Annotated in this window: 16 protein-coding genes; 10 read left to right on the top strand and 6 right to left on the bottom strand. The window is 68.0% G+C overall.

The window, feature by feature from the left end:
- On the top strand, positions 1 to 555 hold a 555-nt coding region (locus AACH06_RS18060; protein WP_341427144.1), incomplete at its 5' end, for an ABC transporter ATP-binding protein.
- Positions 556 to 674: 119 nt separating this feature from the next.
- Here AACH06_RS18060 and AACH06_RS18055 read toward each other — a convergent pair.
- A complete protein-coding gene (locus AACH06_RS18055; protein ID WP_341427143.1) occupies positions 675 to 2,258 on the bottom strand; it encodes a M4 family metallopeptidase in 1,584 nt (527 codons plus the stop codon).
- A gap of 210 nt (positions 2,259 to 2,468) precedes the next feature.
- Here AACH06_RS18055 and AACH06_RS18050 point away from each other — a divergent pair, with 210 nt between their 5' ends.
- The 3 genes from AACH06_RS18050 to AACH06_RS18040 all read left to right on the top strand — a co-directional run bounded on the left by AACH06_RS18050 (position 2,469) and on the right by AACH06_RS18040 (position 6,093).
- Positions 2,469 to 3,344, top strand: a complete 876-nt coding sequence (locus tag AACH06_RS18050) for a UDP-2,3-diacylglucosamine diphosphatase (RefSeq protein WP_341427142.1) — start codon at positions 2,469 to 2,471, stop codon at positions 3,342 to 3,344.
- 96 nt (positions 3,345 to 3,440) lie between these two features.
- Complete coding sequence (gene ppk1 / locus AACH06_RS18045) at positions 3,441 to 5,585, top strand: polyphosphate kinase 1 (protein WP_341427141.1); 2,145 nt, start codon at positions 3,441 to 3,443, stop codon at positions 5,583 to 5,585.
- A gap of 19 nt (positions 5,586 to 5,604) precedes the next feature.
- Complete coding sequence (locus AACH06_RS18040) at positions 5,605 to 6,093, top strand: SixA phosphatase family protein (RefSeq protein ID WP_341427140.1); 489 nt, start codon at positions 5,605 to 5,607, stop codon at positions 6,091 to 6,093.
- A gap of 8 nt (positions 6,094 to 6,101) precedes the next feature.
- On the opposite strand, the gene AACH06_RS18035 is transcribed toward AACH06_RS18040, so the two are convergent.
- Complete coding sequence (locus AACH06_RS18035; protein WP_341427139.1) at positions 6,102 to 7,241, bottom strand: DNA alkylation repair protein; 1,140 nt, start codon at positions 7,239 to 7,241, stop codon at positions 6,102 to 6,104.
- Positions 7,242 to 7,385: 144 nt separating this feature from the next.
- Here AACH06_RS18035 and AACH06_RS18030 point away from each other — a divergent pair, with 144 nt between their 5' ends.
- From AACH06_RS18030 to AACH06_RS18020, 3 genes are all read left to right on the top strand, one after another.
- Positions 7,386 to 8,363 (top strand): tripartite tricarboxylate transporter substrate binding protein BugE, encoded by a 978-nt coding sequence (locus tag AACH06_RS18030; protein ID WP_341427138.1) that lies wholly within the window; start codon positions 7,386 to 7,388, stop codon positions 8,361 to 8,363.
- A gap of 138 nt (positions 8,364 to 8,501) precedes the next feature.
- Positions 8,502 to 11,336, top strand: coding sequence for an ExeM/NucH family extracellular endonuclease (locus tag AACH06_RS18025; RefSeq protein ID WP_341427137.1), 2,835 nt, complete (start codon positions 8,502 to 8,504; stop codon positions 11,334 to 11,336).
- Positions 11,337 to 11,496: 160 nt separating this feature from the next.
- Positions 11,497 to 12,573 carry a hypothetical protein gene (locus AACH06_RS18020; protein ID WP_341427136.1) on the top strand — a complete coding sequence of 359 codons (1,077 nt, stop codon included), beginning with the start codon at positions 11,497 to 11,499 and terminating at the stop codon, positions 12,571 to 12,573.
- Between the two features lie 33 nt (positions 12,574 to 12,606).
- Here the strand turns inward: AACH06_RS18020 and AACH06_RS18015 are convergent, their stop codons facing one another.
- Entirely contained in the window at positions 12,607 to 13,593 is a 987-nt protein-coding gene (locus AACH06_RS18015) for an NAD-dependent epimerase/dehydratase family protein (RefSeq protein WP_341427135.1), read from the bottom strand.
- Positions 13,594 to 13,875: 282 nt separating this feature from the next.
- Between AACH06_RS18015 and AACH06_RS18010 the strand changes: the two genes are divergently transcribed.
- The 3 genes from AACH06_RS18010 (at position 13,876) to AACH06_RS18000 (ending at position 17,810) form a co-directional block, all read left to right on the top strand.
- On the top strand, positions 13,876 to 14,841 hold the full coding sequence (locus tag AACH06_RS18010) for a lysylphosphatidylglycerol synthase domain-containing protein (protein ID WP_341427134.1): 966 nt from the start codon (positions 13,876 to 13,878) through the stop codon (positions 14,839 to 14,841).
- A 273-nt stretch (positions 14,842 to 15,114) separates the two neighbouring features.
- Positions 15,115 to 16,191: a glycosyltransferase family 2 protein gene (locus AACH06_RS18005; protein ID WP_341427133.1), complete on the top strand. Its 1,077-nt coding sequence runs from the start codon at positions 15,115 to 15,117 to the stop codon at positions 16,189 to 16,191.
- Positions 16,188 to 17,810, top strand: coding sequence for an ArnT family glycosyltransferase (locus tag AACH06_RS18000; RefSeq protein WP_341427132.1), 1,623 nt, complete (start codon positions 16,188 to 16,190; stop codon positions 17,808 to 17,810). Before AACH06_RS18005 ends, AACH06_RS18000 begins: the two co-directional genes overlap by 4 nt.
- Positions 17,811 to 17,834: 24 nt before the next feature.
- Here the strand turns inward: AACH06_RS18000 and AACH06_RS17995 are convergent, their stop codons facing one another.
- From AACH06_RS17995 to AACH06_RS17985, 3 genes are all read right to left on the bottom strand, one after another.
- Positions 17,835 to 18,935 (bottom strand): radical SAM protein, encoded by a 1,101-nt coding sequence (locus tag AACH06_RS17995; protein ID WP_341427131.1) that lies wholly within the window; start codon positions 18,933 to 18,935, stop codon positions 17,835 to 17,837.
- A complete protein-coding gene (locus AACH06_RS17990) occupies positions 18,932 to 19,675 on the bottom strand; it encodes a class I SAM-dependent methyltransferase (RefSeq protein WP_341427130.1) in 744 nt (247 codons plus the stop codon). Before AACH06_RS17990 ends, AACH06_RS17995 begins: the two co-directional genes overlap by 4 nt.
- A gap of 438 nt (positions 19,676 to 20,113) precedes the next feature.
- On the bottom strand, positions 20,114 to 21,175 hold the full coding sequence (locus tag AACH06_RS17985) for a DUF3466 family protein (protein WP_341427129.1): 1,062 nt from the start codon (positions 21,173 to 21,175) through the stop codon (positions 20,114 to 20,116).
- Positions 21,176 to 21,232 lie beyond the last annotated feature (57 nt).

The following is a 21,232-nucleotide window of genomic DNA, read 5'->3' as shown; positions in this document are numbered from 1 at the left end:
CAGCCGATCGCCGCCGGGGCGGTCGAATACATGGGCAAGCCGATCAAGGGCCAAGGCGCCTGGGATCTGGCACGCCAGGGGCTGGTGATGGTGCCCGAGGGCCGAGGCACCTTCACCCGAATGACGATCACCGAGAACCTTCAGATGGGCGCCTACAGCCGCAACGACAAGGCGGAGATCGCGGCGGACATCGACAAGGTGTTCGCGATCTTCCCGCGGCTGAAAGAGCGTGCGCTGCAGCTGGCCGGCACGATGTCGGGCGGCGAGCAGCAGATGCTGGCGATGGGCCGGGCGCTGATGGCGCGGCCCAAGGTGCTGCTGCTGGACGAGCCCTCGATGGGGCTGTCGCCGATCATGGTGGACAAGATCTTCGAGGTGGTCGACACCATCCACAAGCAGGGCACGACCATCCTGCTGGTCGAGCAGAACGCCTCGCGCGCGTTGTCGCTGGCCAACCGCGGCTACGTGATGGAGTCCGGCGAAGTCACCATGAGCGGCCCCGCCCAGCAGCTGCTCAACGACCCCAAGGTCCGCGCCGCTTACCTCGGCGAGTGAGTCAGCGCCGCTTGCGGCCCGTGATGCGCTACTGAGTCATCGCGCCATCACTTGAAGGGCAAAAAAAGAGCCACCCGCGTGGGTGGCTCTGAAAGACTTCCGGAGCAATCGGAAGTGAGTTACTTGACGTTGACAGCAGCCCAGGCGGCGTCGACCTTCTTGTAGACCTTCGAGCCCACGCCACCGTACAGGTCGGCAGCGGCCTTCAGCGTCGCGTCGCGAGCACCGTGGTAGTCGGTGTTCGAGGTCATGTAGACCGACAGGGCGCGATACCAGATCTTCTCGGCCTTGGCACGGCCCACACCCTTGACCACGGCGCTGCCGGTGGCGACGCGGGTGTCGCCCTCCTGGCAGGTCTTGCTGGCGCCGAACGTCGCCGACTGCGAGCCTTCAGCCAGCATGAAGAAGAAGTGGTTGCCGACGCCTGACGAGTAGTGCACGTCCAGGCTGCCCACGCCGTCGTACCAGCAGTCGGCCGAGACGCCATCGATGCTGGGTTGGACCATCGTGCGCAGCGGGCCCGCGCCGGTGCGCGACAGGCGCTCACCGATCAGGTAGTCGGGCGTCTCGGCCGGGTTCTTGGCGTAGAACTCCACCATCGAGCCGAAGATGTCCGAGGTGGATTCGTTCAGGCCGCCCGACTCACCCGAGTACGTCAGGTTCGCGGTGCGCGAGGTCACGCCGTGGCTCATTTCGTGGCCCGCCACGTCCACCGCGACCAGCGGCCAGTTGCTGGCATCACCGTCGCCGTAGCTCATGCAGAAGCAGCTGTCGCTCCACGAGGCATTGACCCAGGGCAGGCCGAACAGCGACTGGTGCACCTTCGAGGTCGCACCCTTGCCGTCATCGGCGATGCCGCGGCGGCCGTGCACGTTCAGGTAGTAGTCCCAGGTGAAGGCGTGGCCGGCGGCCGCGTCGACGGCGACGGTGGCGCGGTCGTTCTTCGTGCCATCACCCCAGGTGTTGTCGGCATCGGTGAACAGCGTGCCCGCGCCGCTGAACTTGCCCTTCAGGTCAAACACCGCGTGGTTGCCACGGGTGGTGTCGCGCAGCGCGAAGCCGCCAGCGTCTTGCGAGTCGGTGTCGACATTGATCGAGCCGAGGAACAGGCTGTTGCCGGTGCCGACGGCGGCGGCGTGCATGATGTCGTCGTAGCTGTCGAGCACCTGGCCGGTGTGGGCATGAACGATCACGTGCTTCTCGGTCGGCACGCCGTCGTGGCCTTGGCCCACGTACAGCACGTCCCACGCCAGCGCGGGCTTCTTGCCGCGGGCGTACACGACCAACTCGCTCGTCACGGTGGCGCCAGTGGCCACGCGGGCGGCGCCCAGGCCTTGCACTTCAGCGTCGGCCGCCTTCAGCTTCGGCTGGATCGACAGAGCCGGCGCATGGGCCAGCGTGCGCGACAGGCCACGCAGGGCACCGTTGGCACCCGAGTGCACCACGACATCGCCACCGATCACGCGCAGGCCCTGGAAGCGGCGTGCGAAGCGGACGTGTTCGGTGCCATCGGCGTCGACGATCGCATCACGCGCTTCGAAGCCGTGGCCTGCGGCTTCGCGGGCGTCTTGCTGCAGATGAGAGAGGGCGCGGGCCACGGCACCGGGGTGCTCGGCCACGCCAGCCTGCGCCATCGGGGCGATGGCGACACTGAACAGGGCGGCGCAGGCGAGGGCCACGCGACGAATAGGGTTCGAATTCAAGCTGGATCTCCTGATGGGCGATTTGGCGCAACCGCTTTCGGCCGCGTGGCTCGCATGATGGCGACGTCATGGCCCTGTCACAAGATGTGGGGGGAGGGTGAATGAACGTTGCTGAAGATCTGGAAGAGTCCGCCCTCAACAAAGTGTGGGGTCATTGAAAGTTCATGACCATTTCACGGGCGCGTCATCGCGGATTTGCAGCATGCAAGCATGCAGACCGCCGCCCTCGACCTGCCGCTTGCTCCGCCCGCTACAGCGCCCCTGCGCTTTCGGACGCTGTGGATCTCGGACATCCATCTCGGTACGCCGGGATGCCAGGCGGCGGCCCTGCTCGACTTCTTGCGCGAGACCGAGTGCGACACGCTCTATCTGGTCGGCGACATCATCGACGGGTGGCAATTGCGCCGCGGCTGGTACTGGCCGCAGGCCCACAACGATGTGGTGCAGAAGCTTCTGCGCAAGGTGCGCAAGGGCACTCGCGTGGTGTTCGTCCCGGGCAATCACGATGAGTTCGCGCGCAAGTACCTGGGCCACAGCTTCGGCGGGGTCGAGGTGGTCGAAGACTGCGTGCACGAGACAGCGGATGGCCGCCGGCTGTGGGTGACCCATGGCGATCTCTTTGATGGGGTCATCCAGTGCGCGAAGTGGCTGGCCTACGTGGGCGATTCACTCTACGAATTCACCCTGAAGTTGAACCGGCACCTCAATCGGCTGCGCGGCCGGATGGGGTTGCCGTATTGGAGCCTGTCCAAATACCTCAAGCTCAAGGTCAAGCGCGCCGTCAGCTACGTGAGCGACTTTGAGAACGCCGTGGCCAAGGAAGCGCGCCGGCGCGGCGTGCACGGCGTGGTCTGTGGCCACATCCACCACGCCGAGATGCGCGAGATCGATGGGGTGCTGTATGCCAACGATGGCGATTGGGTCGAAAGCCTGACCGCCTTGGCAGAGCACGCCGACGGTCGCCTGGAACTGATCGACTGGACGCAGACTTCACTGGCGCGGGCCGCCGCCGCGCCGGCGACGCTGCCGGGCGTCCTGCCGCCCGAACCCGCGGTGGCGCGTTCGCCCGTCTGGGAAACCTCATGACGACCGGCCGGCTCGAGGGGGCGGCCGGCCTGTGGCCCTGGGCCAGGGGGCCGAAAAGGTCATGCCAGTGTCACAACAGATTCATAAACTGCAGCCATGAGTGACTTTCTCCCCAGCACGGCGCCCGTGGATGGGCCGGCGCCCGGTGCCGCCGGCAGCCCGGCCCTGCTGAACCGCGAGCAGGCGATTCTCGAATTCAATCGCCGCGTGCTGGCCCAGGCGCGGCGCGACGACGTGCCCTTGCTGGAGCGGCTGCGCTACGTCACCATTGTTTCGTCGAACCTGGATGAGTTTTTCGAGGTGCGCTTTGCCGACACCCTCGAAGCCGCCCGGGCCGCGCCTGGTGATGCATCGCGCACGGATCTCGCCGCCGTGGCGTCGCGCGCGCATGCCCTGATTGATGAGCAGTACGCGGTCTTCAACGACGAGGTGATGCCCGCCCTGGCCCGCCACGGCATCGAGGTGATCAACCACGAAGACCGCAACGACGCCCAGCGCCAATGGGTGGCCGGCTTCTTCGAGCGTGAGGTTCGGCCGCTGCTGATCCCCGTGGGGCTCGACCCGGCACACCCCTTCCCGCAGGTGGCCAACAAGTCGCTGAACTTCATCGTCCGGCTGGGTGGGCGTGACGCCTTCGGCCGCGAAAGCCAGATCGCCATCGTCAAGGTGCCCCGGGTGTTGCCGCGGGTCATCCGCCTGCCCGACCACGTTTGTCGCGCGGGCCAGCAGGGCTTTGTGCTGCTGTCCAGTGTGATCCGCGCCCACCTGCAAGAGCTGTTTCCCGGCCGCGAGGTCGAATCGTTTTCACAGTTCCGCGTCACCCGTGATTCCGATCTCGAAGTAGACGAAGACGATGTCACCAACCTGCGCCAGGCGCTGCGCACCGGCCTGACGACACGGCACTTCGGCTTGGCCATCCGGCTCGAAGTGGTGAGCAGTTGTCCCGAGCAACTGTGGCGCTTTCTGCTGGAGCAATTCGGTCTGCCGGAGGCCGCGCTGTACCGGGTCAACGGCCCGGTGAACCTGGTGCGACTGAACCAGCTCATCGACCAGGCCGACGACCTGGCCGGGGATGCCGCCCTGCGTTTCGCTCCCCACGAGCCGGCCTGGCCCGAAGGCCGGCTGCCCCGCCACCGATCGTTCTTCGAGACGCTGCGCGAGCAGGACGTGCTGCTGCACCACCCGTTCGAGAGCTTCGAGCCGGTGGTCGAGTTCCTGCGCCAGGCGGTGCACGACCCCGATGTGTTGGCCATTCGACAGACGGTCTATCGCACGGGCGAAAAGTCGGTGCTGATGGACTTGCTGATCGAGGCGGCGCGCCGTGGCAAAGAGGTGATGGTGGTGGTCGAGCTGAAAGCGCGGTTCGACGAAGAGGCCAACATCAACTGGGCAGAGCGCCTTGAAGCCGTCGGTGCCCAGGTGGTCTACGGCATCGTCGGCCTGAAAACCCATGCCAAGCTGCTGCTCGTGACACGGCGCGAAACCAACCCGCGTGGTGTCACCCACCTGCGGCGCTATGTGCATCTGTCGACCGGCAACTACAACCCGAAGACGGCGCGCCTGTACACCGACATTGGCTATCTCACGTCCGATCCGGGCATCGCCGCCGACGCTGACGGTGTCTTCCAGCAGATTGCGAGCCTCACGCGGGTGAAGCCGCCGCGTCATCTGTTGACCGCGCCCTTCGTGTTGCACCGCCGCCTGGTGAAGCACGTCGCGCAGGTGACCGAGGCGGCGCGGGCCGGGCGTGCCGCGCGCATCGTCGTCAAGTGCAACGCCTTGACCGAGCCGGCGATGATCCACGCGCTGATCGAGGCCGGCCGCGCCGGCGCTCAGGTCGACTTGGTGGTGCGTGGGGCCTGCATGCTCCCGCCTGGCATCGCCGGGCAGACGGACCACATCCGCGTCCGCTCGGTGATCGGACGCTTTCTCGAGCACTCGCGCATCCTGTACTTCCGATGGGGTGATGCCGACGACGAAGAAGCCTTGTACCTGTCGAGCGCCGACTGGATGGGCCGCAACATGTTCCGCCGCATCGAGCTCGCGTGGCCGGTGCGAGACCCGAAGTTGCGCCAGCGCGTGATCGACGAATGCCTTGTCCCCTATCTCTACGACGGCCGAGACGCCTGGTTGCTGCAGCCAGATGGTCGCTATGTGCCCGCGCAGGGCGGCGCGAGCGCGCAGCAGGCGCTGATGAAGCGGTTCGCACCGCCGTTGCCCGGCGGCGAGGCGGCGCAGTGAGGCTGCGAGCGACAGTGCCATGGATTTGATCCTCTGGCGCCACGCCGAAGCTGAAGAGCTGGCCGATGGCGTAGACGACCCGTCCCGCGGCTTGACCGGCAAAGGCGAGCGCCATGCCCGCAGGGTAGCCGACTGGCTCAACCAGGTGCTGCCCCATTCGACCAAGGTGCTCAGCAGCCCGGCGTTGCGGGCTCGGCAGACGGCCGAGGCGCTGGAGCGCAAATTCAAGGTCAGCGATGCCTTGTCGCCGGAAAGTTCGGTAGAGGCCTTGCTGGCCGCCGTGCGCTGGCCCGACGCGCGCGAGCCGGTGCTGGTGGTGGGGCACCAACCGACGTTGGGCCTGGCCGCAGCCTATTTGATGACCGGCGCTCGCCTGTTGGGAGCAGAGGCCGACCTGCTCTTGCCATGGTCCATCCGCAAGGGGGGTGTGTGGTGGCTGCGTCACCGTCCGCGGGAAGACCGAGGCGAGGTGGTGCTGGTGGCGGTTCGCAGCCCGGAACTCGTGTAGCCGGTCCGTCAATCCAGGTGGAAACCCGCTTCCGCCAGGGGCGCGCCGTTGGCCTGCACGGTCACGGCATGCCAGCCGGCGTAGTAGCGGCGGGTGGTGATGGGCTTCAGGCTGTGGCGCCGGCTCAACGTGCGCGTCTCGCCGGCGGCGAGCGTCAGCTTCCAGCCTTTGAAGACCTTGGCCGAGGTCTGGCCCCGCGCGGTGACGTGGTGCACGGCGTAGTCGATGACGAGTGTCTGGGCCTGGCGCGCGCCGGATCGCAGCGTCAACGCCAGTTCGACCGACTCTCCCACCTCGGCCCGCGCCGGCGTGATGCTGAAGTTCGCGTCGCCCTTGAATCGTCGACCGAGTCCCCACGCCGCCATCACGCGCGGGTGGCCTTGCTTGATCAGCGTGCGGCTCGCGTGGCGAAGCAGGGCCTGCCGCGCCGGGCTCGCGCCGGGCAGGTGGCGGTCCAGCCAGTCCGCCAACAGCTCGGGGTGGTCTTTGGCGATGTCGTTCAGGTGGTTGGCCACGCTGCGGCGCACCACCTCGTCGGGGTCGTCCTGCAGTTTCTCCAGCAGATCGAACGCCGGGCTCGGGTCGCGCACCGAAGCGTGCAGCCTCAAGCCCCAGGGTAGCCGCGGCCGGCTGCCCTCGCTGGCCAGGCGGCGTACCGCGGGGCTCGGGTCGGCGGCCCAGCGGGCCAACACGGGCCACACCTGCGATGGGTGGTCCCGAAGCAGCGGCCGGATCGCGAATTCGGCGGTGAAGCGCTGGGTGAGGGCGTGCAGGCAGTCGAGGCCGCGGTGCAGATCGGCGGGTTGCCGCTCGACGCGGCGGGCCACGAATTCGCCGAGCGACCACACCACCCAGCCGTTCAGTCCGGCGCCGGGGCCGGATGTGTCGCCAGCGTCGGCATCCGTGGTGCGCACCGGGGCCAGGGCGGCCTCGATCAGCGAGGCTGCCGCGTGCAAGTCGACGGGCAGGCACGCGTCGAGCGCCTCGGCGATCTGCATCGCCCGGGCCTTCATCTCCAGCTCGTCCAGGCCCTGGCTGGCCATCTGTTCGAAGCGTTGTCGATCCAGCGCCGGCCATTGCATTTGCAGGGCCTGGGCGGTGTCACGCACCGTGGTGTGATTGATCAGGTTCTTGAAAGCGTCAGGCATGGTGGCGCAGCATAGTGAAAACGATAGGCCCCTGCGCACGCACGCTAAGTGGTTTCCACACATCGTGCCGAGCGGTCCGGCGCGAGCATGCCAGCGCTCTTTCCTGCCATGATGGAACGAGTGCCACTTGATTCGGAGAAGCGAATGAACTCTCGACGCCACCTCATCACCGTTGCCGCATCGCTGGCGTGCGTCTGCCTCGCGGGCCCGGTCCACGCACAGGGCTATCCGGCCAAGCCGGTCAAGCTCATCGTGCCGTTCGCACCGGGCGGGACCACCGACATCATCGCCCGCGTCGTCGCCGAGAAGCTGGGGCCCAACCTGGGCGGCACCGTGATCGTCGAGAACAAGAGCGGCGGCGGCGGCATCGTCGGTGCCACCGAGATCTCGCGTGCGGCGCCCGACGGCTACACCCTGGGCATGGCCACGGTGTCCACCACCGCAGCCAACCCGGCGATCAACCCGGCGGTCTCGTACGACCCGATCACTGGATTCACGCCCATCATCAACATCGCGGCCACGCCGAACGTGATCGCCGTTCACCCCTCGTTCCCGGCCAAGGACTACAAAGGGTTCCTGGCCGAGATCCAGGCCAAGCCGGGCAAGTACAGCTTTGCCACCTCGGGCACCGGCGGCATCGGCCACCTTCAGATGGAGCTCTACAAGAGCCTGACCAAGACCTTCGTCACCCACATCCCCTACCGCGGGGCGGGGCCGGCACTGAACGACGTGGTGGCGGGGCAGGTGCCGATCATCTTTGACAACCTGCCGTCGGCCCTGCCTTTCATCAAGGACGGGCGCCTGGTGCCCATCGTGGTGGCCGCACCGCAGCGCGTGGCGTCGCTGCCGAATGTGCCCACCTTCGCCGAGGTGGGGCTGACGCCGGTGAATCGCATGGCTTACTACGGCTTCCACGCGCCGGCGAACCTGCCCAAGGAGCTGGTCGACAAGATCAACGCGGCGGTCAAGAAGACGGTCGAGATGCCGGAGGTGAAAAAACGCATCGAGGACACCGGCTCGATCATCATCGCCAACTCGCCGGCCGACTTCGCCAAGCAGATCCAGGACGAGCTGATGACCTACAAGCGCGTGGTTCAGCTGCAACGCCTGAAGCTGGAGTGAGCGGCGCGCCCGGGAGGGGCGCAGCGCCATCGGCCGTGTCTGCGTAAGTGATGTAAGTAACTTGCGGGAGGACACGGCGGTGTCATGCTCGATCGTTAGGCTACGCGGCCTCATTCCAACGATCTCTGACACCCTCCCATGCGCAAACGATTCCATCTGCGGCCGCTGTTCGCCGCCTTCATCGCTGCGGGCCTCGTCGGGCCCGCCTTCGCTTCGACCTCCGGTGTGGTGGTCAGCCAGGTCTACGGTGGTGGTGGCAACTCGGGCGCCACGCTGAAGAACGATTTCGTCGAGCTGTTCAACGCTGGCAGCAGCCCGGTGTCGCTGGCCGGGTGGTCGGTGCAGTACAACTCCACCACCGGCACGGGCACCTGGTTCAAGACCGACCTGACAGGCGTGGTGCTGCAGCCTCGCCAGTACTACCTGGTGCAAGAAGCGGCAGGCACCGGCGGTACGCAAGACTTGCCCACGCCGGACGCCACCGGCACCATCTTCATGAGCGCCTCCGGCGGCAAGGTGGCGCTGGTCAACAGCACCGTCGCGCTCACGGGTGACAAGCCCAACTCGCCGACCATCGTCGACCTGGTCGGCTACGGCACCGCCAACTACTATGAAGGCAGCGGCCCCGCGCCGGCCCCCTCGAACACGACCGCCGATCTGCGTGCGGCCGCCGGTTGCACCGACACTGACCAGAACGCGGGCGACTTCGCCACCGGCGCCCCCGCCCCGCGCAACACCGCTTCGCCGCTGGGCACCTGCGGCGGCGACGGCCCGACCGAGCGCACGATCATGGACATCCAGGGCAGTGGCAGCACCAGCCCGTTCGTCGGCCAGGCCGTGAAGACGTCTGGCGTGGTCACCCGCGTCAACAACAACGGCTTCTTCCTGCAAGACCCGAACGGTGACGGCAACCCGGCCACCTCCGACGGCATCTTCGCCTTCACCGGCTCGGCGCCCACGGTCTCCGTCGGCCAGTGGGTGCAGCTGACGGCCAACATCGCCGAGTTCAACACCGGCGCGGCCGGCAATGCCGACACCGCGGCCCACCCCGTCACCGAGCTGACCGGTGTGGCCAACGTGAACGTGCTGTCCAGCGGCAACACGATCGCGCCGACGGTCATCAGCTTCCCCGAAGCCACCAACGACGACCTCGAACGCGTCGAAGGCATGCTGGTCACCCTCAACGGCCCGCTGACCGTCTCGCAGAACTACTTCCAAGGCCGCTACGGCCAGGTGACGCTGTCGGCCAACGGCCGCATGGAAACGCCGACCAACCGCTACCGCCCCGGCACCGCCGAAGCCGAAGCGCTGGCCGATGCCAACGCCCGCAGCCGCATCATCCTGGATGACGGCACCACAGTGCAGAACCCCGACCCCACGCCCTACATCGGCGCTGGCAACACCTTGCGCAGTGGCGACACGGTGGCCTCGGTCACCGGCGTGGTCGACTACGGCCTGGCCACCAGCAGCAACACGGGCTTTGGTGACTACAAGCTGCACCCGGTGGGCGCTGTGAACTTCACGCGCGACAACCCTCGCACCGACGCACCCGCGCCGCAGCCTGGCAACCTGAAGCTGGCCAGCTTCAACGTGCTGAATTTCTTCACCACCTTCACCGACGGCACCGACGTCGATGGCCGCACCGGCCAGGGCTGCACGCTGGACGGCGTCAGCTCGCCGTCGAACTGCCGTGGTGCCAACAACCTGGCTGAGTTCCAGCGCCAGCGCACCAAGATCGTCGAAGCCATTGCCGCGGTCGACGCCGATGCGCTGGGCCTGATGGAAATGCAGAACAACGGCGCCAAGGCCGTCGGCAACCTGGTTGATGGCCTGAACGCCAAGGTCGGGGCGGGCACCTACGCCTATGTGGCCGACCCGGGCACGGGCACCGGCACCGACGCGATCAAGGTGGCCATGATCTACAAGCCGGCACGACTGACGCCGGTCAATGCGGCGCAGAGCGACACCGATGCGATCCACAACCGCCCGCCGCTGGCGCAAACCTTCGCCGCGTTGAACGGCGAGCGGTTCACGCTGGTGGTCAATCACCTGAAGTCGAAGAGCAGCTGCCCGACCGAGACCGACCCGGACTACGCCGGCAACTTCGACGCCGGTGATGGCCAAGGTTGCTGGAACGGGCGCCGGGTGAGCCAGGCCCAACGCACGGCCGCCTGGGTGTCAGGCCTCGCCTCGGGGGCAGGCACCGACCGTGCACTGCTGCTGGGCGACATGAACGCCTACGCGCAGGAAGACCCGGTGGTGGCATTCGCAGATGCCGGCTTTGCCGACCAGATCGCGCGCTTCAACAGCTTCGGCTACTCGTTCGTCTTCGACGGTGCCGCCGGCCGCCTCGACCATGCCCTGGCCACGCCCTCGATGGCCGCGCAGTTCACCGATGCGACCGAATGGCACATCAACGCCGACGAGCCGTCGGTGATCGACTACAACACCGAGTTCAAGAAGCCGCTGTGCGCGAATTGCGGCCCGGACTACTACAGCGCGACACCGTACCGTTCGTCTGACCACGATCCGGTCGTGGCCGGCCTGTACCTGGTCAAGACCATCGCTGGCGGCGCAGGCAAGGACAAGCTGGTCGGCACCCCTGGTGACGATCAGCTGATCGGCGCGGGTGGTGCAGACAAGCTCACCGGTGGCAACGGCGAAGACGTGTTCACCTACACCAAGATGGGCGACGCCAAGGACACCATCCTCGACTTCGCTCCGGGTGTCGATCGCATCGACCTGCGTGCCTTGCTGGTGAACATCGGCTACAGCGGCACCGACCCGATCGCCGACAAGGTCGTTCGACTGCGTGATGGCACGACCGGTGCCCGCCTCCAGATCGACACCGACGGCACCGGCTCTGGCGCCAAGTGGAAAGACCTGACGGTGCTCAAAGGCGTGCTGGCCGCTGACGTGGTGCCTTCGCGCGACCTGGTCTTCTTCGACGCCGCCCAGCGCGCCGTGCGCTGACCTGTGGTGTCTGGACAGCCGGTGAGCGGCTGTCCCGCGAAGCCCGACCTCGGTCGGGCTTTTTTCTTTCCGACGGCAGGAACGATGTTTGGCAGAACGCCCGCGGACTGCGGAGATAACCGGTTATCGTCGGGGCTTGCACCCCACCATGGAGGCGTTCTTGCTGAAGATTGCGCAATTGCAGATGGCCCGCTTCACGGCCGCGCTCGGCTTCGGCCTGGCCGCCACGGCCTGGTCCGCTGCACCCACCTACCGCGTCACCGACCTGGGCATTCCCCAAGGGGCCACGTCGACGCAGCCCGTGGCATTGAACGACGCGGGCGAGGTGCTGGGCGAGGCGAGGCTGTTCGACCAGCAAGTCGCGATCCGGCCGTTCATTTGGTCCGCCGAAACCGGAACCCGTTGGTGGGACGTGTCGCTCACCAGCGGTCGCAACGACCTGGGCGCGCTGAACAACCGGGCACGCGCGGTCGGTACCCACCAGAAGGGGCAGGGCGCGTCACAGGCGTTCGTCTGGACCGAGGCGAACGGGGTGCGCCTGATCGGGGGGCTGGTGCCGGGCGGCAGCAGCTTTGGCAACGCCATCAACGATCGCGCCCAGGTGGTGGGAACGGCCATGACCGATGACGGTTCGCCGCACCTGTTCGTCTGGAGCGCATCGGAGGGCATGGTCGATCGCAACCCGCCGGATGCGCGCGGCAGCTACGGCTATGCGATCAACCTGGTCGGCCAGGCGGTGGGCACGATGGTGATGACCGATGGCCGCATGCGCGCACTGCTCGTCGAACCCAGGGGGCGCGCGAAGCGGCTCGGCTGCATCGGCGGCGACGATGTCCAGGCGTGCAACAGCCAGGCCCTGGGCATCAACGTCCATGGCGAAGTCGTGGGCGTCAGCGGCACCGGGGCCCGGTCGCGGGGCTTCATCTGGTCGGCCGAATCCGGCATGCGCGACATCGCCGCCGACGGCCCCTATGAAGACCACGAGGTCCGGGCGCAAGCCATCAACGCTGCGGGCCAGGTGGTGGGCAGCCTCATGGTGCAGAACTTCTTCCGGGCCGCCTACTGGGACGCCGCCAACGGCCTGCACGACATCGCCGATCTGATCGATCCGGCCGATCCGCTGGCTGGCAAGGTGAAGTACACGCTGCCGGTCGGCATCAACGCCGCGGGCCAGATCGCCTTGACCGGCGAGATCGACGGCGCGAAGCACGCGATGGTGCTGACGCCCGTGCGCTGAGCCTCGGTTGCTGCGCTGTCGCCGGGCCGCCGATCAGGCGCCCGGCGCAGGCTCCCAGGCCTCGATCCAGCGCGCAAAGCGGCCAAGGCCGTCGGCGAGCGACGTGCAGGCCCAGTCGCCAATGCGGGCCCGCAAACGGCCATCGTCGGCGCAGGTGACCGGCACATCGCCGGCCTGCATCGGGCCGAACTCGATCTGTGCCTTCAAGCCCAGCGCGTCTTCCAGCGTGCGCACGAAATCAACCACCTTCACCGGCACGTGGTGGCCGAGGTTGTAGATGTCGGATTCCGTGGGCTTGTCCACGGTGGCGGGTGCATGGAGCAGGCCGATCACCGCATCGACGATGTCGTCGATGTAGGTGAAATCGCGCAGCAACTGGCCTTCGGCGAACAGCGTGATCGGTTGGCCGGCGCGGATGCGGCGCGAGAACGAGAAGTACGCCATGTCGGGCCGGCCCCAGGGCCCGTAGACGGTGAAGAAGCGCAACCCCGTCGAGCGCAGCCCGTGGATGCTGGCGTAGGTGTGCGCCATCAGCTCGTTGGCGATCTTGGTCGCGGCGTACAACGAGGCGGGCCGGTCGACCCGGTCGGTTTCGCGAAAGGGCGCGTCCGCCCGCGAGCCATAGACGCTCGACGAGCTGGCATACAGCAGATGCGGCACACCGGCCTCGCGGCAGGCTTCGAGCACGTTCCCGAATCCCACCAGGTTGGACTGGATGTAGTCGCCCGGTGCCTTGATCGAGTGCCGCACGCCAGCCTGCGCAGCGAGGTGGATCACCGCATCAAAACCACCGTCGGCGAGCAGCGCCCGGGTCGCGGCGGCGTCACAGAGGTCCAACACCTGGCACGGCACGCCCAGCGGGCCCAGCAGCGCCGCGACGCGGTCGTGCTTGAGCCGCGGCTCGTAGTAGGCGTTGTAGTTGTCGACGCCGGTCACCCGGTGGCCGGCGCGCGCCAATTCGGCGGCCACGTGGGCGCCGACGAATCCGGCAGCGCCGGTGACGAGGATCTTCTGGGACATCGGGCGGGGATGATAGACGCCCCCTGGCGTCGGTGCCCGGGCAGGGCTGCTTGTGCAGTGTTCGACGCTGTGCGGAACATAAAACCGTGCCTTTGGCCGCCTGGCGCCGTTGCAAATCCTCGCGATGCCACCGGGCATCGCTGTGGTTTGCGCCTCGCCAGACGACCCAATCCATCGGTTTTCTTCAGTTCCGCCCAGCATCAAACACTGCACTCGGGGCTCTGGGCGCAGTGCTTGAGTGAGCGGCTGCTACCATCGCGCGCCATTCTTCCCGTGCCCACGATGCCTTCGACGTCCGATGCCGCGCGCCGCCCCTGGACGCGTCTGCTGCTGGCCAGCGTGCTCGGCCTCGGCCTGCTGGTGTGGCTGCTGCGGCACCTGGACTTGGCGCCGCTGACCGCCGCCGTGGCGGTCACGCCGGTCTGGCTCTGGGCCTTGGCCTTGGCCGGCCTGTGCACCAGCTACGCCTTGCGCGCCGAGCGGCTGCGCCGCGAGTGGGGCTCGTGGTTCGCCGCCGACCCGGCCCGCGGCACGGCCCCAGGTTTCGTGGCCTGCCTCGCACTTTTCCTGACCCACAACGCCGCCATCGTGGTGCTGCCGCTCCGGGCGGGCGAGGCCGGCTACCCGTGGCTGATGCAGCGCCGTTTCGGGGTGCCGCTGGGCGATTCGCTGCGCAGCCTGCTGTGGCTGCGGCTGCAGGACGCGGCCGTGCTGGCCACGCTCGCGGCGCTGTGGCTGCCACCGGTGTCGGCCGGCATGCGCGCGGGCTGGGCCGTGCTGCTGGGCGTGGCATGGGGCGCCGCTCTGTGGTTTGGCGGGCGCTTGTTGGCCGCGGCCTCGGCGCGTGTGCCTGCCGTCGGCCGTTTCGAAGCCGCCTGGCTGACCCACCGCAACGACCGCATCGGCTGGGCCCTGTGCGCGGCCAACTGGCTGGTCAAGCTGGCGGTGTTCGCCCTGGTGCTGCAGGCGCTGGCGCCCCTCGATGCGTTGGCCGCCTGGCGCGGCGCCCTGGGCGGCGAACTGGCCTCGGTGTTGCCCTTGCAGGGGCCGGCCGGCTTGGGGACCTATGAGGCCGGCGTTTGGGCCGCCGCCCGTCTGGATGGCAGTGCGGCAGGCGCCGCGGCCAGCGCGCAAGTCGCCGCCGGCGCGCTGGCCCTGCATGCTTTTGCCTTGGCCGTGGCACTCGCCGCGGCTGCGATCATCATGCCCTGGGCCCGCGAACCCCGGGCGACGTTGTTGGAGAACTAGTCCAGTGAAACGGAGAAATCGGATGTTCGCCGGTGCTTGGCAGGGCGCGCGGCAAGGCGCGGCCCGCAGCCCAGGCTGTATGCCTGGGCAAGGGTCGCAACGCCGCGGCGCGCCCTGCCAAGCACCGGCCCACAGGGTGGGCACCTGCCAGCGGCGCACTCGGCGTTGCCAATGCTCGCCGGGTGTCCAACCCGGCTGCGCTTGGCGCCTTGATTGCATCGCCAGCAGGTGCCTACGAACATCCGATTTCTCCGTTTCACTGGACTAGACTCGATGAGCACCCCCACCTTGACGCCACCGGCCACCGCCGTGGACCTGCCGGCCGCGCGTCTGCAGGCGCTCGCCCAATTGAAGCCCCACCGCCTGTCGGTGGTGGTGCCGATGTACAACGAGATCGACAACGCGCGGCCGCTGATCGACGCGGTGCAGGCGGCGCTGGCCGCCTATCCGTGCCCGTGGGAGCTGATCGTTGTCGACGATGGCAGCCGCGATGGCACCGGCCGCGCGCTGCAAGACCATGCCGCCACCGTCGGGCCGCACATCCGGGTGCTGCGCCTGCTGCGCAACTTCCGCCAGACGGCGGCGATGCAGGCCGGCATCGATGCCGCGCGTGGCGACGTCATCGTGACGATGGACGGCGACCTTCAGAACGACCCGCAGGACATCCCGCTGCTGGTGGCCAAGCTGCTCAACGAGCCCTACGACCTGGTGGCCGGCTGGCGCCAGAACCGGCAGGACGGGTTTGCGCTGCGCAAGTTCCCGTCGATGCTCGCCAACCGGTTGATCCGCCGTGTGACCGACCTGAAGTTCCAGGATCTCGGCTGCAGCCTCAAGGCTTTCCGGGCGCCGGTGCTGCGCGAGATACGTCTGTATGGCGAGATGCACCGCTTCATTCCCGCCTGGCTCGCCACGGTGACCTCGCCATCGCGCATGGCGGAAGTGCCCGTGAGCCACCATGCCCGCACGGCGGGTGAATCCAAGTACGGTATTTCGCGCACCTTCCGCGTGCTGGTCGATCTGCTGGCGGTCTACTTTTTCCTGAACTTCGGGGCGCGACCCGGCCACTTCTTTGGCACGGTCGGCCTGGGCATCGGGGCGATGGGCACGATGATCCTGAGCTACCTCGGCGTATTGAAGCTGCTGGGCGAGTCGGTCGGTGGTCGGCCTTTGCTGATCCTGGGCTTTTTCATGGTGATCGCGGGCCTGCAGTTCCTGTGCACGGGTGTGCTGGCGGAGCTGCTCATCCGCATCTACTACGAAGGCGGCCATGCGAGGCAGTACCACACCATGCACCAGCCGCCCCTCGACGATGCGGATGCGTGGCATGAGATGAGCGCCGGCGGCCGATGAACGCGCCGACGGCCTACGCCGCAGGCCCGAGCGGGCACCCCCAGCCGCTGCGGCGCCGCATGCCCTGGGCCCTCGCCCTCGCGTTGTTGTTGCTGGCGGTGTTTCAGCTGGGTGGGGCGCCGCTGTTCGATGTGGACGAAGGTGCGTTCAGCGAGGCCACCCGCGAGATGCTGCAAAGCGGCGATTGGGGCCACACCACGCTGAATGGCGAAGACCGTTTCGACAAGCCCATCCTCGTCTACTGGCTGCAGGCGGTCAGCGTCTCGGTGTTCGGGCTGAACGAATTCGGTTTGCGCCTGCCATCGGCCCTGTGCGCCTGGGGTTGGGCGCTGTCGCTGTTCGCGTTGGCCCGGCCACGCCTGGGCGAACGCACGGCGATCAGCGCCGCTCTGATGCTGGCCACCAGCCTGGGCGTGCTGGCCATCGGACGCGCCGCGACCGCTGATGCCTTGCTGAACTTCCTGCTGATGATGGCCATCGCCGATGCCTGGCGCTGGCTCGAATCCGAAGACAAGGCGCCGCTGCGCCGCGCATTTGCCTGGATGGGGCTGGGCCTGCTGGCCAAGGGGCCGGTGGCCGTGCTGGTGCCGGTCGCGGCGGCGGGCATGTGGCTGATCACCGGATGGGATGCGCGGGCGGCGTGGCGGCGCATCGTCCAGGCGATCACCGATGGGCCCGCCTGGGCGTTGCTGGTGGGCATCGCCGCTCCCTGGTATGCCTACGCGCTGCATCGCCATGGCCAGGCCTTCATCGACGGCTTCTTCGTGCGCCACAACCTGGCCCGCTACAGCAGCGCGATGGAGCAGCACGGCGGCGGCGTGGGCTACTACCTGGGGGTGCTGCCCTTGCTGCTGTTGCCTTGGGCGCCCTTGCTGTTGGCGGTGCTGTGGCGTGCCAAGTCGCATTGGCAGCAGCCCTTCGGCCGCTTCCTGCTGGGGTGGGGCGGCTTTGTGCTGGTGTTCTTCTCGTTGTCGGGCACCAAGCTGCCGCACTACGTGCTTTACGGCGCCACGCCGTTCGTGCTGTTGATGGCGGTCGAGCTCGAGCGCTGCGGCCCGCGCATGCGCTGGGCCTTGGCGCTGGCGGCCCTGCTGCTGCTGGCCGCCTTCGTGCTGCCGACCTGGTTTCTGCCGGCCATCGCCAACATGGTCAAGCAACCGGAATACCGCGCCTTGCTGGCCCACCCGCCGTCACCGACCGGGCTGATGATGGCCGGTGTGGTGGCTGCGGGCGTCATCATCGGGTTCGCCGTGGCACCGGCGCGTTTGCGCGATGGCCTGGCGCCGAGTGCGACACCGCTGCTGTCGGCGTGCGTGGTGGCGTTGGTGCTGCTTGGCTTTGGCCTGCCCTGGTGGGGCACGCTGCTGCAAGGGCCGGTGCGCGACGCGGGCGTGCTCGCGCGTGATCGGCCCGAGCTGGCCGTGCAGTGGAAGCTGCACAAGCCCAGCTTCGCGCTCTACCGGGGCCAGCCTGCGCCGCGACGCGCGCCGCGGCCCGGTGAGCTCGCGCTGGTGCAGGTGGAGCACCTGAAGAAGCTGCCACCCGACGAGGCGAACGCCTACGAGATGGTCTTCGAGGAGCGGGGCTTCGCCTTGATCCGCTGGCGCGGCGCGCCCTGACGCGCCGCGCACCGGGGAGGGTCGTCAGCGCATCCGCGGCGCCAGCACCATCACGCGCTGCCAGTCCTGCGTCATCGTGCGGTGCGACAGGCACGAGCTGGCGCACCGCGGTGACCCCAGCAGCGAGCAGCCGAGCGTCTGCGCGCGCTGCTCGCGTGCGAGGGCACTCGTCCAGATCTCGCGTGCACCTTGGCGCGTGATGTTGCCGATGACGGGGTACTCCCAGCAGGTACGGACGTCGCCGTTGGCCAGGATGTGAAAGTCGCGCAGACCGACACGGCAGGGGGTGCGGGTCGGCTGAACCGCATCGCCACGGAAGTGTGCCGGCCACGAGCGCATGCGCCGCTCCTCGGTCTCGATGGGCGCGCCTTGGCGCTTGGCCGACACGAGCGCCTCCACCGTCTCCTGCAGCCGCGCCTCATCCGCCGGCCGCAGCCACAGGTCGCGGGAGACCTCGTCGGTCCACGGGCGCACCGGGCTGAAGTCGACCGACGAGGCGCCGGCAGCCACTGCCCACTCCACCAGCGCCGGCATGTCGTGCAGGTTGTGCCGATGCACCGTGGCTTTCAGGCGGATCGGGAAACGGTGCCCCTGCGCATCACGCGCGGCGCGCAGGCGCTGCAAGCCCTGGCGGATCCGGGCGAGCGAGCCCGGCGTGCCGCGCGACGCGTCATGCACGGCGTCGGTGGCGCCATCGACCGAAATGTCGATGTTCGTGGGCCGGGCCCGGACAAGGCGGGACACCACCGAGGGCGTCAACGCCGACCCGTTGGTGATCATGCCCCAGTGCAGGCCACGCTCGTCGCACCACTGCACCAGATCCAGGAACGGCTTGAACATCAAGGGCTCGCCGCCCGCGAACTGCACGTTGAATCGGCCGACGTACTCCTGCAAGCCAGCGAAGGCGTCTTGCCACTGTGCGAGCGTCATCTCGGCCGGGTAGTCGTCCAAGCGCCAGCAGGCGCAGGAGCCGCACCGGTAGTTGCAGCGTTCGGTGGGGTGCGCGCGGATGGCGAAGGGCCGCGACAGCGGAAGGCCTGTCTTCAACTCGATCGCTTCGCGCCACTCTTGCGCGACCCGCTGTCGGCCGAGCGACCACAGGCGAGACCAGTTGGCGGCGCTCATGACCTGCCCCCCTGGCCCACGCCATAGACCGACCACGACTTGGCGAACCCGGCCACCCGCTCGGTGTACAGCTGCGCCCCCGGGAAGAGCCGCTGGAGGGTGGGCAAAGGCAGGTAGGTGGTCTGCGCCAAGGGGCAGTGCCAGGGCTCGTGGGCGTGCCGTCGATCCTGCCACCCGGCCCAGGCGCGCCGCCAGCGTTCAGGGTAGCGCCAGTAGAAGGGCAGGCCGGTGTGTGCTTCGATGGGAAAGGTGTGGGCAGGTGTCTGCACCCAGTAGCGCTGGCCGACCCGCTGCGCCTCGCGGGCAAATCGGGCGACGGCATCGTCGCTGCCCAGGTGCTCGATCACGCTGTTGCTGAAGACCGCATCGAAGCTGCCATCGGCATAACGGCTGAGATCGCTGGCATCACCGACCTCCACCTTCCACTCGCACCCATTCGTCGGCAGACGCCAGGGGCGCAGCGTGCCGGCACTGGCCTCGTTGGTGTTGAGCAGCGTCACGCGAAAAGCCTGATCGGTCAACGCCCAGGTTTCGATGTTGCCGCCCAGATCGAGGATGCTGTCACCGGGACGCAGCTCCAGCCGCTGGACCATGGCCTGCAGGCGACCGGCGCGCCAACGACGTTGCCAGCGCTCTTTCCAGGGTGCGGGGTGAGCCGGTTCATCCGCGCGGGGCGGTGAGTCCTGGCAAGGCGGTGGGACTGCTTGGCGAGCGCCGGTGGGCGCCAGGGTGCTGCTCAAGTGTGGCCTCCATGTTCGAGTTGGATCGGTGCCCAGGCCCGCGTGACGGGAGGGACGATTCATCCTAGGCTGACGGTCACAGTTGATGCGTGCTTTTTGCACGTTAGTGTCAAATTGATACACTCAACAATGAAGTTAGGGGCGTCATCGTTGTGCACTCATGTCCCTAGTTCGAAGGGGTCGGCGTCCAGCCGGATGGCCGCGACTTCAAACGATTCGTCCTCGCGGTGAGCGCACGCCCAGCAAGGGATGTTTTCCGTGGGGCCGCTTGGTGGAGCACCAAGCTGGCGCTGTGGGGCACCCTGTCCAAGGGGGTCGAAGTCGAGTACGACGCCGGCTTCCTCTAAGAGCCGACCACGACTCGCTCGCAGCCCTGAGGCCTGTCGGGGTCGTTGCGTGCGGCCCCGGCGCGGCGATGCATCGCGGCCCGGTGGGTGCCTACACCGGCGTCGCGATGAACGCGCGCGGCACGCCATGCCGCGTGGCCTGCCCGACGATTTGGTTCTGGTTGTTGATGTCAACCGCCTTGTTCAGCACCCAGCCGTCGCGGTCGCCGTCGATCAACCGGTTCAGGTCGACCATGCTGCCGTTCTGCCAGACGAACGCGTGCGGCACGCGGGGGCTCACCAAGGCGGTGACGACCGAGGTGCCGACCACCATGCCGGCATCGTTCAGCGCCGCGGGGAAGATGGCCTGCTCGGGCCCGGGCAACTGGCCGAGCTCCGTCGCCACGCCGTCCTGCCAAAGGTAGCCATAGCAGCGTCGTTCATCGACCACCTGCGTGTAGCGGCCACAGACCTGGCCGGCGGCGTTGATGTCGGTGGCCTCGTGTTCGGGGGTGCCGAAGATGTCCAGCAGCGTGGCCGCGCCGTGACGGTACAGGCACGACTGGAAGCGCCGCTTGCGGCCCAGCGCCACGCCCACCACGTCGCCAGCGTGGTTCAACGCGTTGGCCTGCACGAACGACAGGCCGGTCTCGGTGCTGAGGTCGATCAACTGACCGTCGCGCCACAGCACCGCGGCCGAGGGGTAGACGAAGCCGGTGACCACCCCGTCGTCGTTGATGTCGGTGGTGTAGGTGCTGTCGGTGAGGGCCTGCTTGGTGAAGTACTGCCGCGCCGAGCCATTCCACGTCCAGGCGCTGTGGGTGAAGTGCGCGTCGGCACGGTCGACGTCATAACCGGCCACCACGCCCGCGTTGTTGATCGCCGCCGCCGCCGACGAGACGCTGCGCTTTTCCATGCGCAGGCCACGCATCGGGCCGCCGTCGCAGATGAAGGCGACGCCGGCCTTGTCGAGGTCGTGCCGCGTGGCCATGCCCACGGCCACGCCGGCGTCGTTGATGCCGCGAACCGAGATGGTCGAACCGCCGAGGTCTCCCAGGTCACTGATGCGATAGCGCGGAAACGCGGCGGCACGTGCCGACAGCGGTGCCGCGAGCCACATCGCGGCGGCGGTCCCTTGGGCGATGAAATGGCGGCGATCGATCGAACCTGGCATGTCAAATCCCCTGGGTGAGTGCACGGCGACGGTGCGCCGATGCCTGCGCGCATTCTG

Source organism: Ideonella lacteola, from assembly GCF_038066555.1.
Classification (GTDB): Bacteria; Pseudomonadota; Gammaproteobacteria; order Burkholderiales; family Burkholderiaceae_C; genus Ideonella; species Ideonella lacteola.
Note: the sequence above shows the minus strand (reverse complement) of the source record. Positions and strands in the feature narration are given on the sequence as shown.

Bases quoted from the DNA above. Each gene is read 5' to 3' on its own strand.
- AACH06_RS18050 (WP_341427142.1), top strand. From the start codon at position 2,469: ATGCAGACCGCCGCCCTCGACCTGCCGCTTGCTCCGCCCGCTACAGCG.
- ppk1 (WP_341427141.1), top strand. From the start codon at position 3,441: ATGAGTGACTTTCTCCCCAGCACGGCGCCCGTGGATGGGCCGGCGCCC.
- AACH06_RS18040 (WP_341427140.1), top strand. From the start codon at position 5,605: ATGGATTTGATCCTCTGGCGCCACGCCGAAGCTGAAGAGCTGGCCGAT.
- AACH06_RS18035 (WP_341427139.1), bottom strand. From the start codon at position 7,241: ATGCCTGACGCTTTCAAGAACCTGATCAATCACACCACGGTGCGTGAC.
- AACH06_RS18030 (WP_341427138.1), top strand. From the start codon at position 7,386: ATGAACTCTCGACGCCACCTCATCACCGTTGCCGCATCGCTGGCGTGC.
- AACH06_RS18025 (WP_341427137.1), top strand. From the start codon at position 8,502: ATGCGCAAACGATTCCATCTGCGGCCGCTGTTCGCCGCCTTCATCGCT.
- AACH06_RS18015 (WP_341427135.1), bottom strand. From the start codon at position 13,593: ATGTCCCAGAAGATCCTCGTCACCGGCGCTGCCGGATTCGTCGGCGCC.
- AACH06_RS18010 (WP_341427134.1), top strand. From the start codon at position 13,876: ATGCCTTCGACGTCCGATGCCGCGCGCCGCCCCTGGACGCGTCTGCTG.
- AACH06_RS18005 (WP_341427133.1), top strand. From the start codon at position 15,115: ATGAGCACCCCCACCTTGACGCCACCGGCCACCGCCGTGGACCTGCCG.
- AACH06_RS18000 (WP_341427132.1), top strand. From the start codon at position 16,188: ATGAACGCGCCGACGGCCTACGCCGCAGGCCCGAGCGGGCACCCCCAG.
- AACH06_RS17995 (WP_341427131.1), bottom strand. From the start codon at position 18,935: ATGAGCGCCGCCAACTGGTCTCGCCTGTGGTCGCTCGGCCGACAGCGG.
- AACH06_RS17985 (WP_341427129.1), bottom strand. From the start codon at position 21,175: ATGCCAGGTTCGATCGATCGCCGCCATTTCATCGCCCAAGGGACCGCC.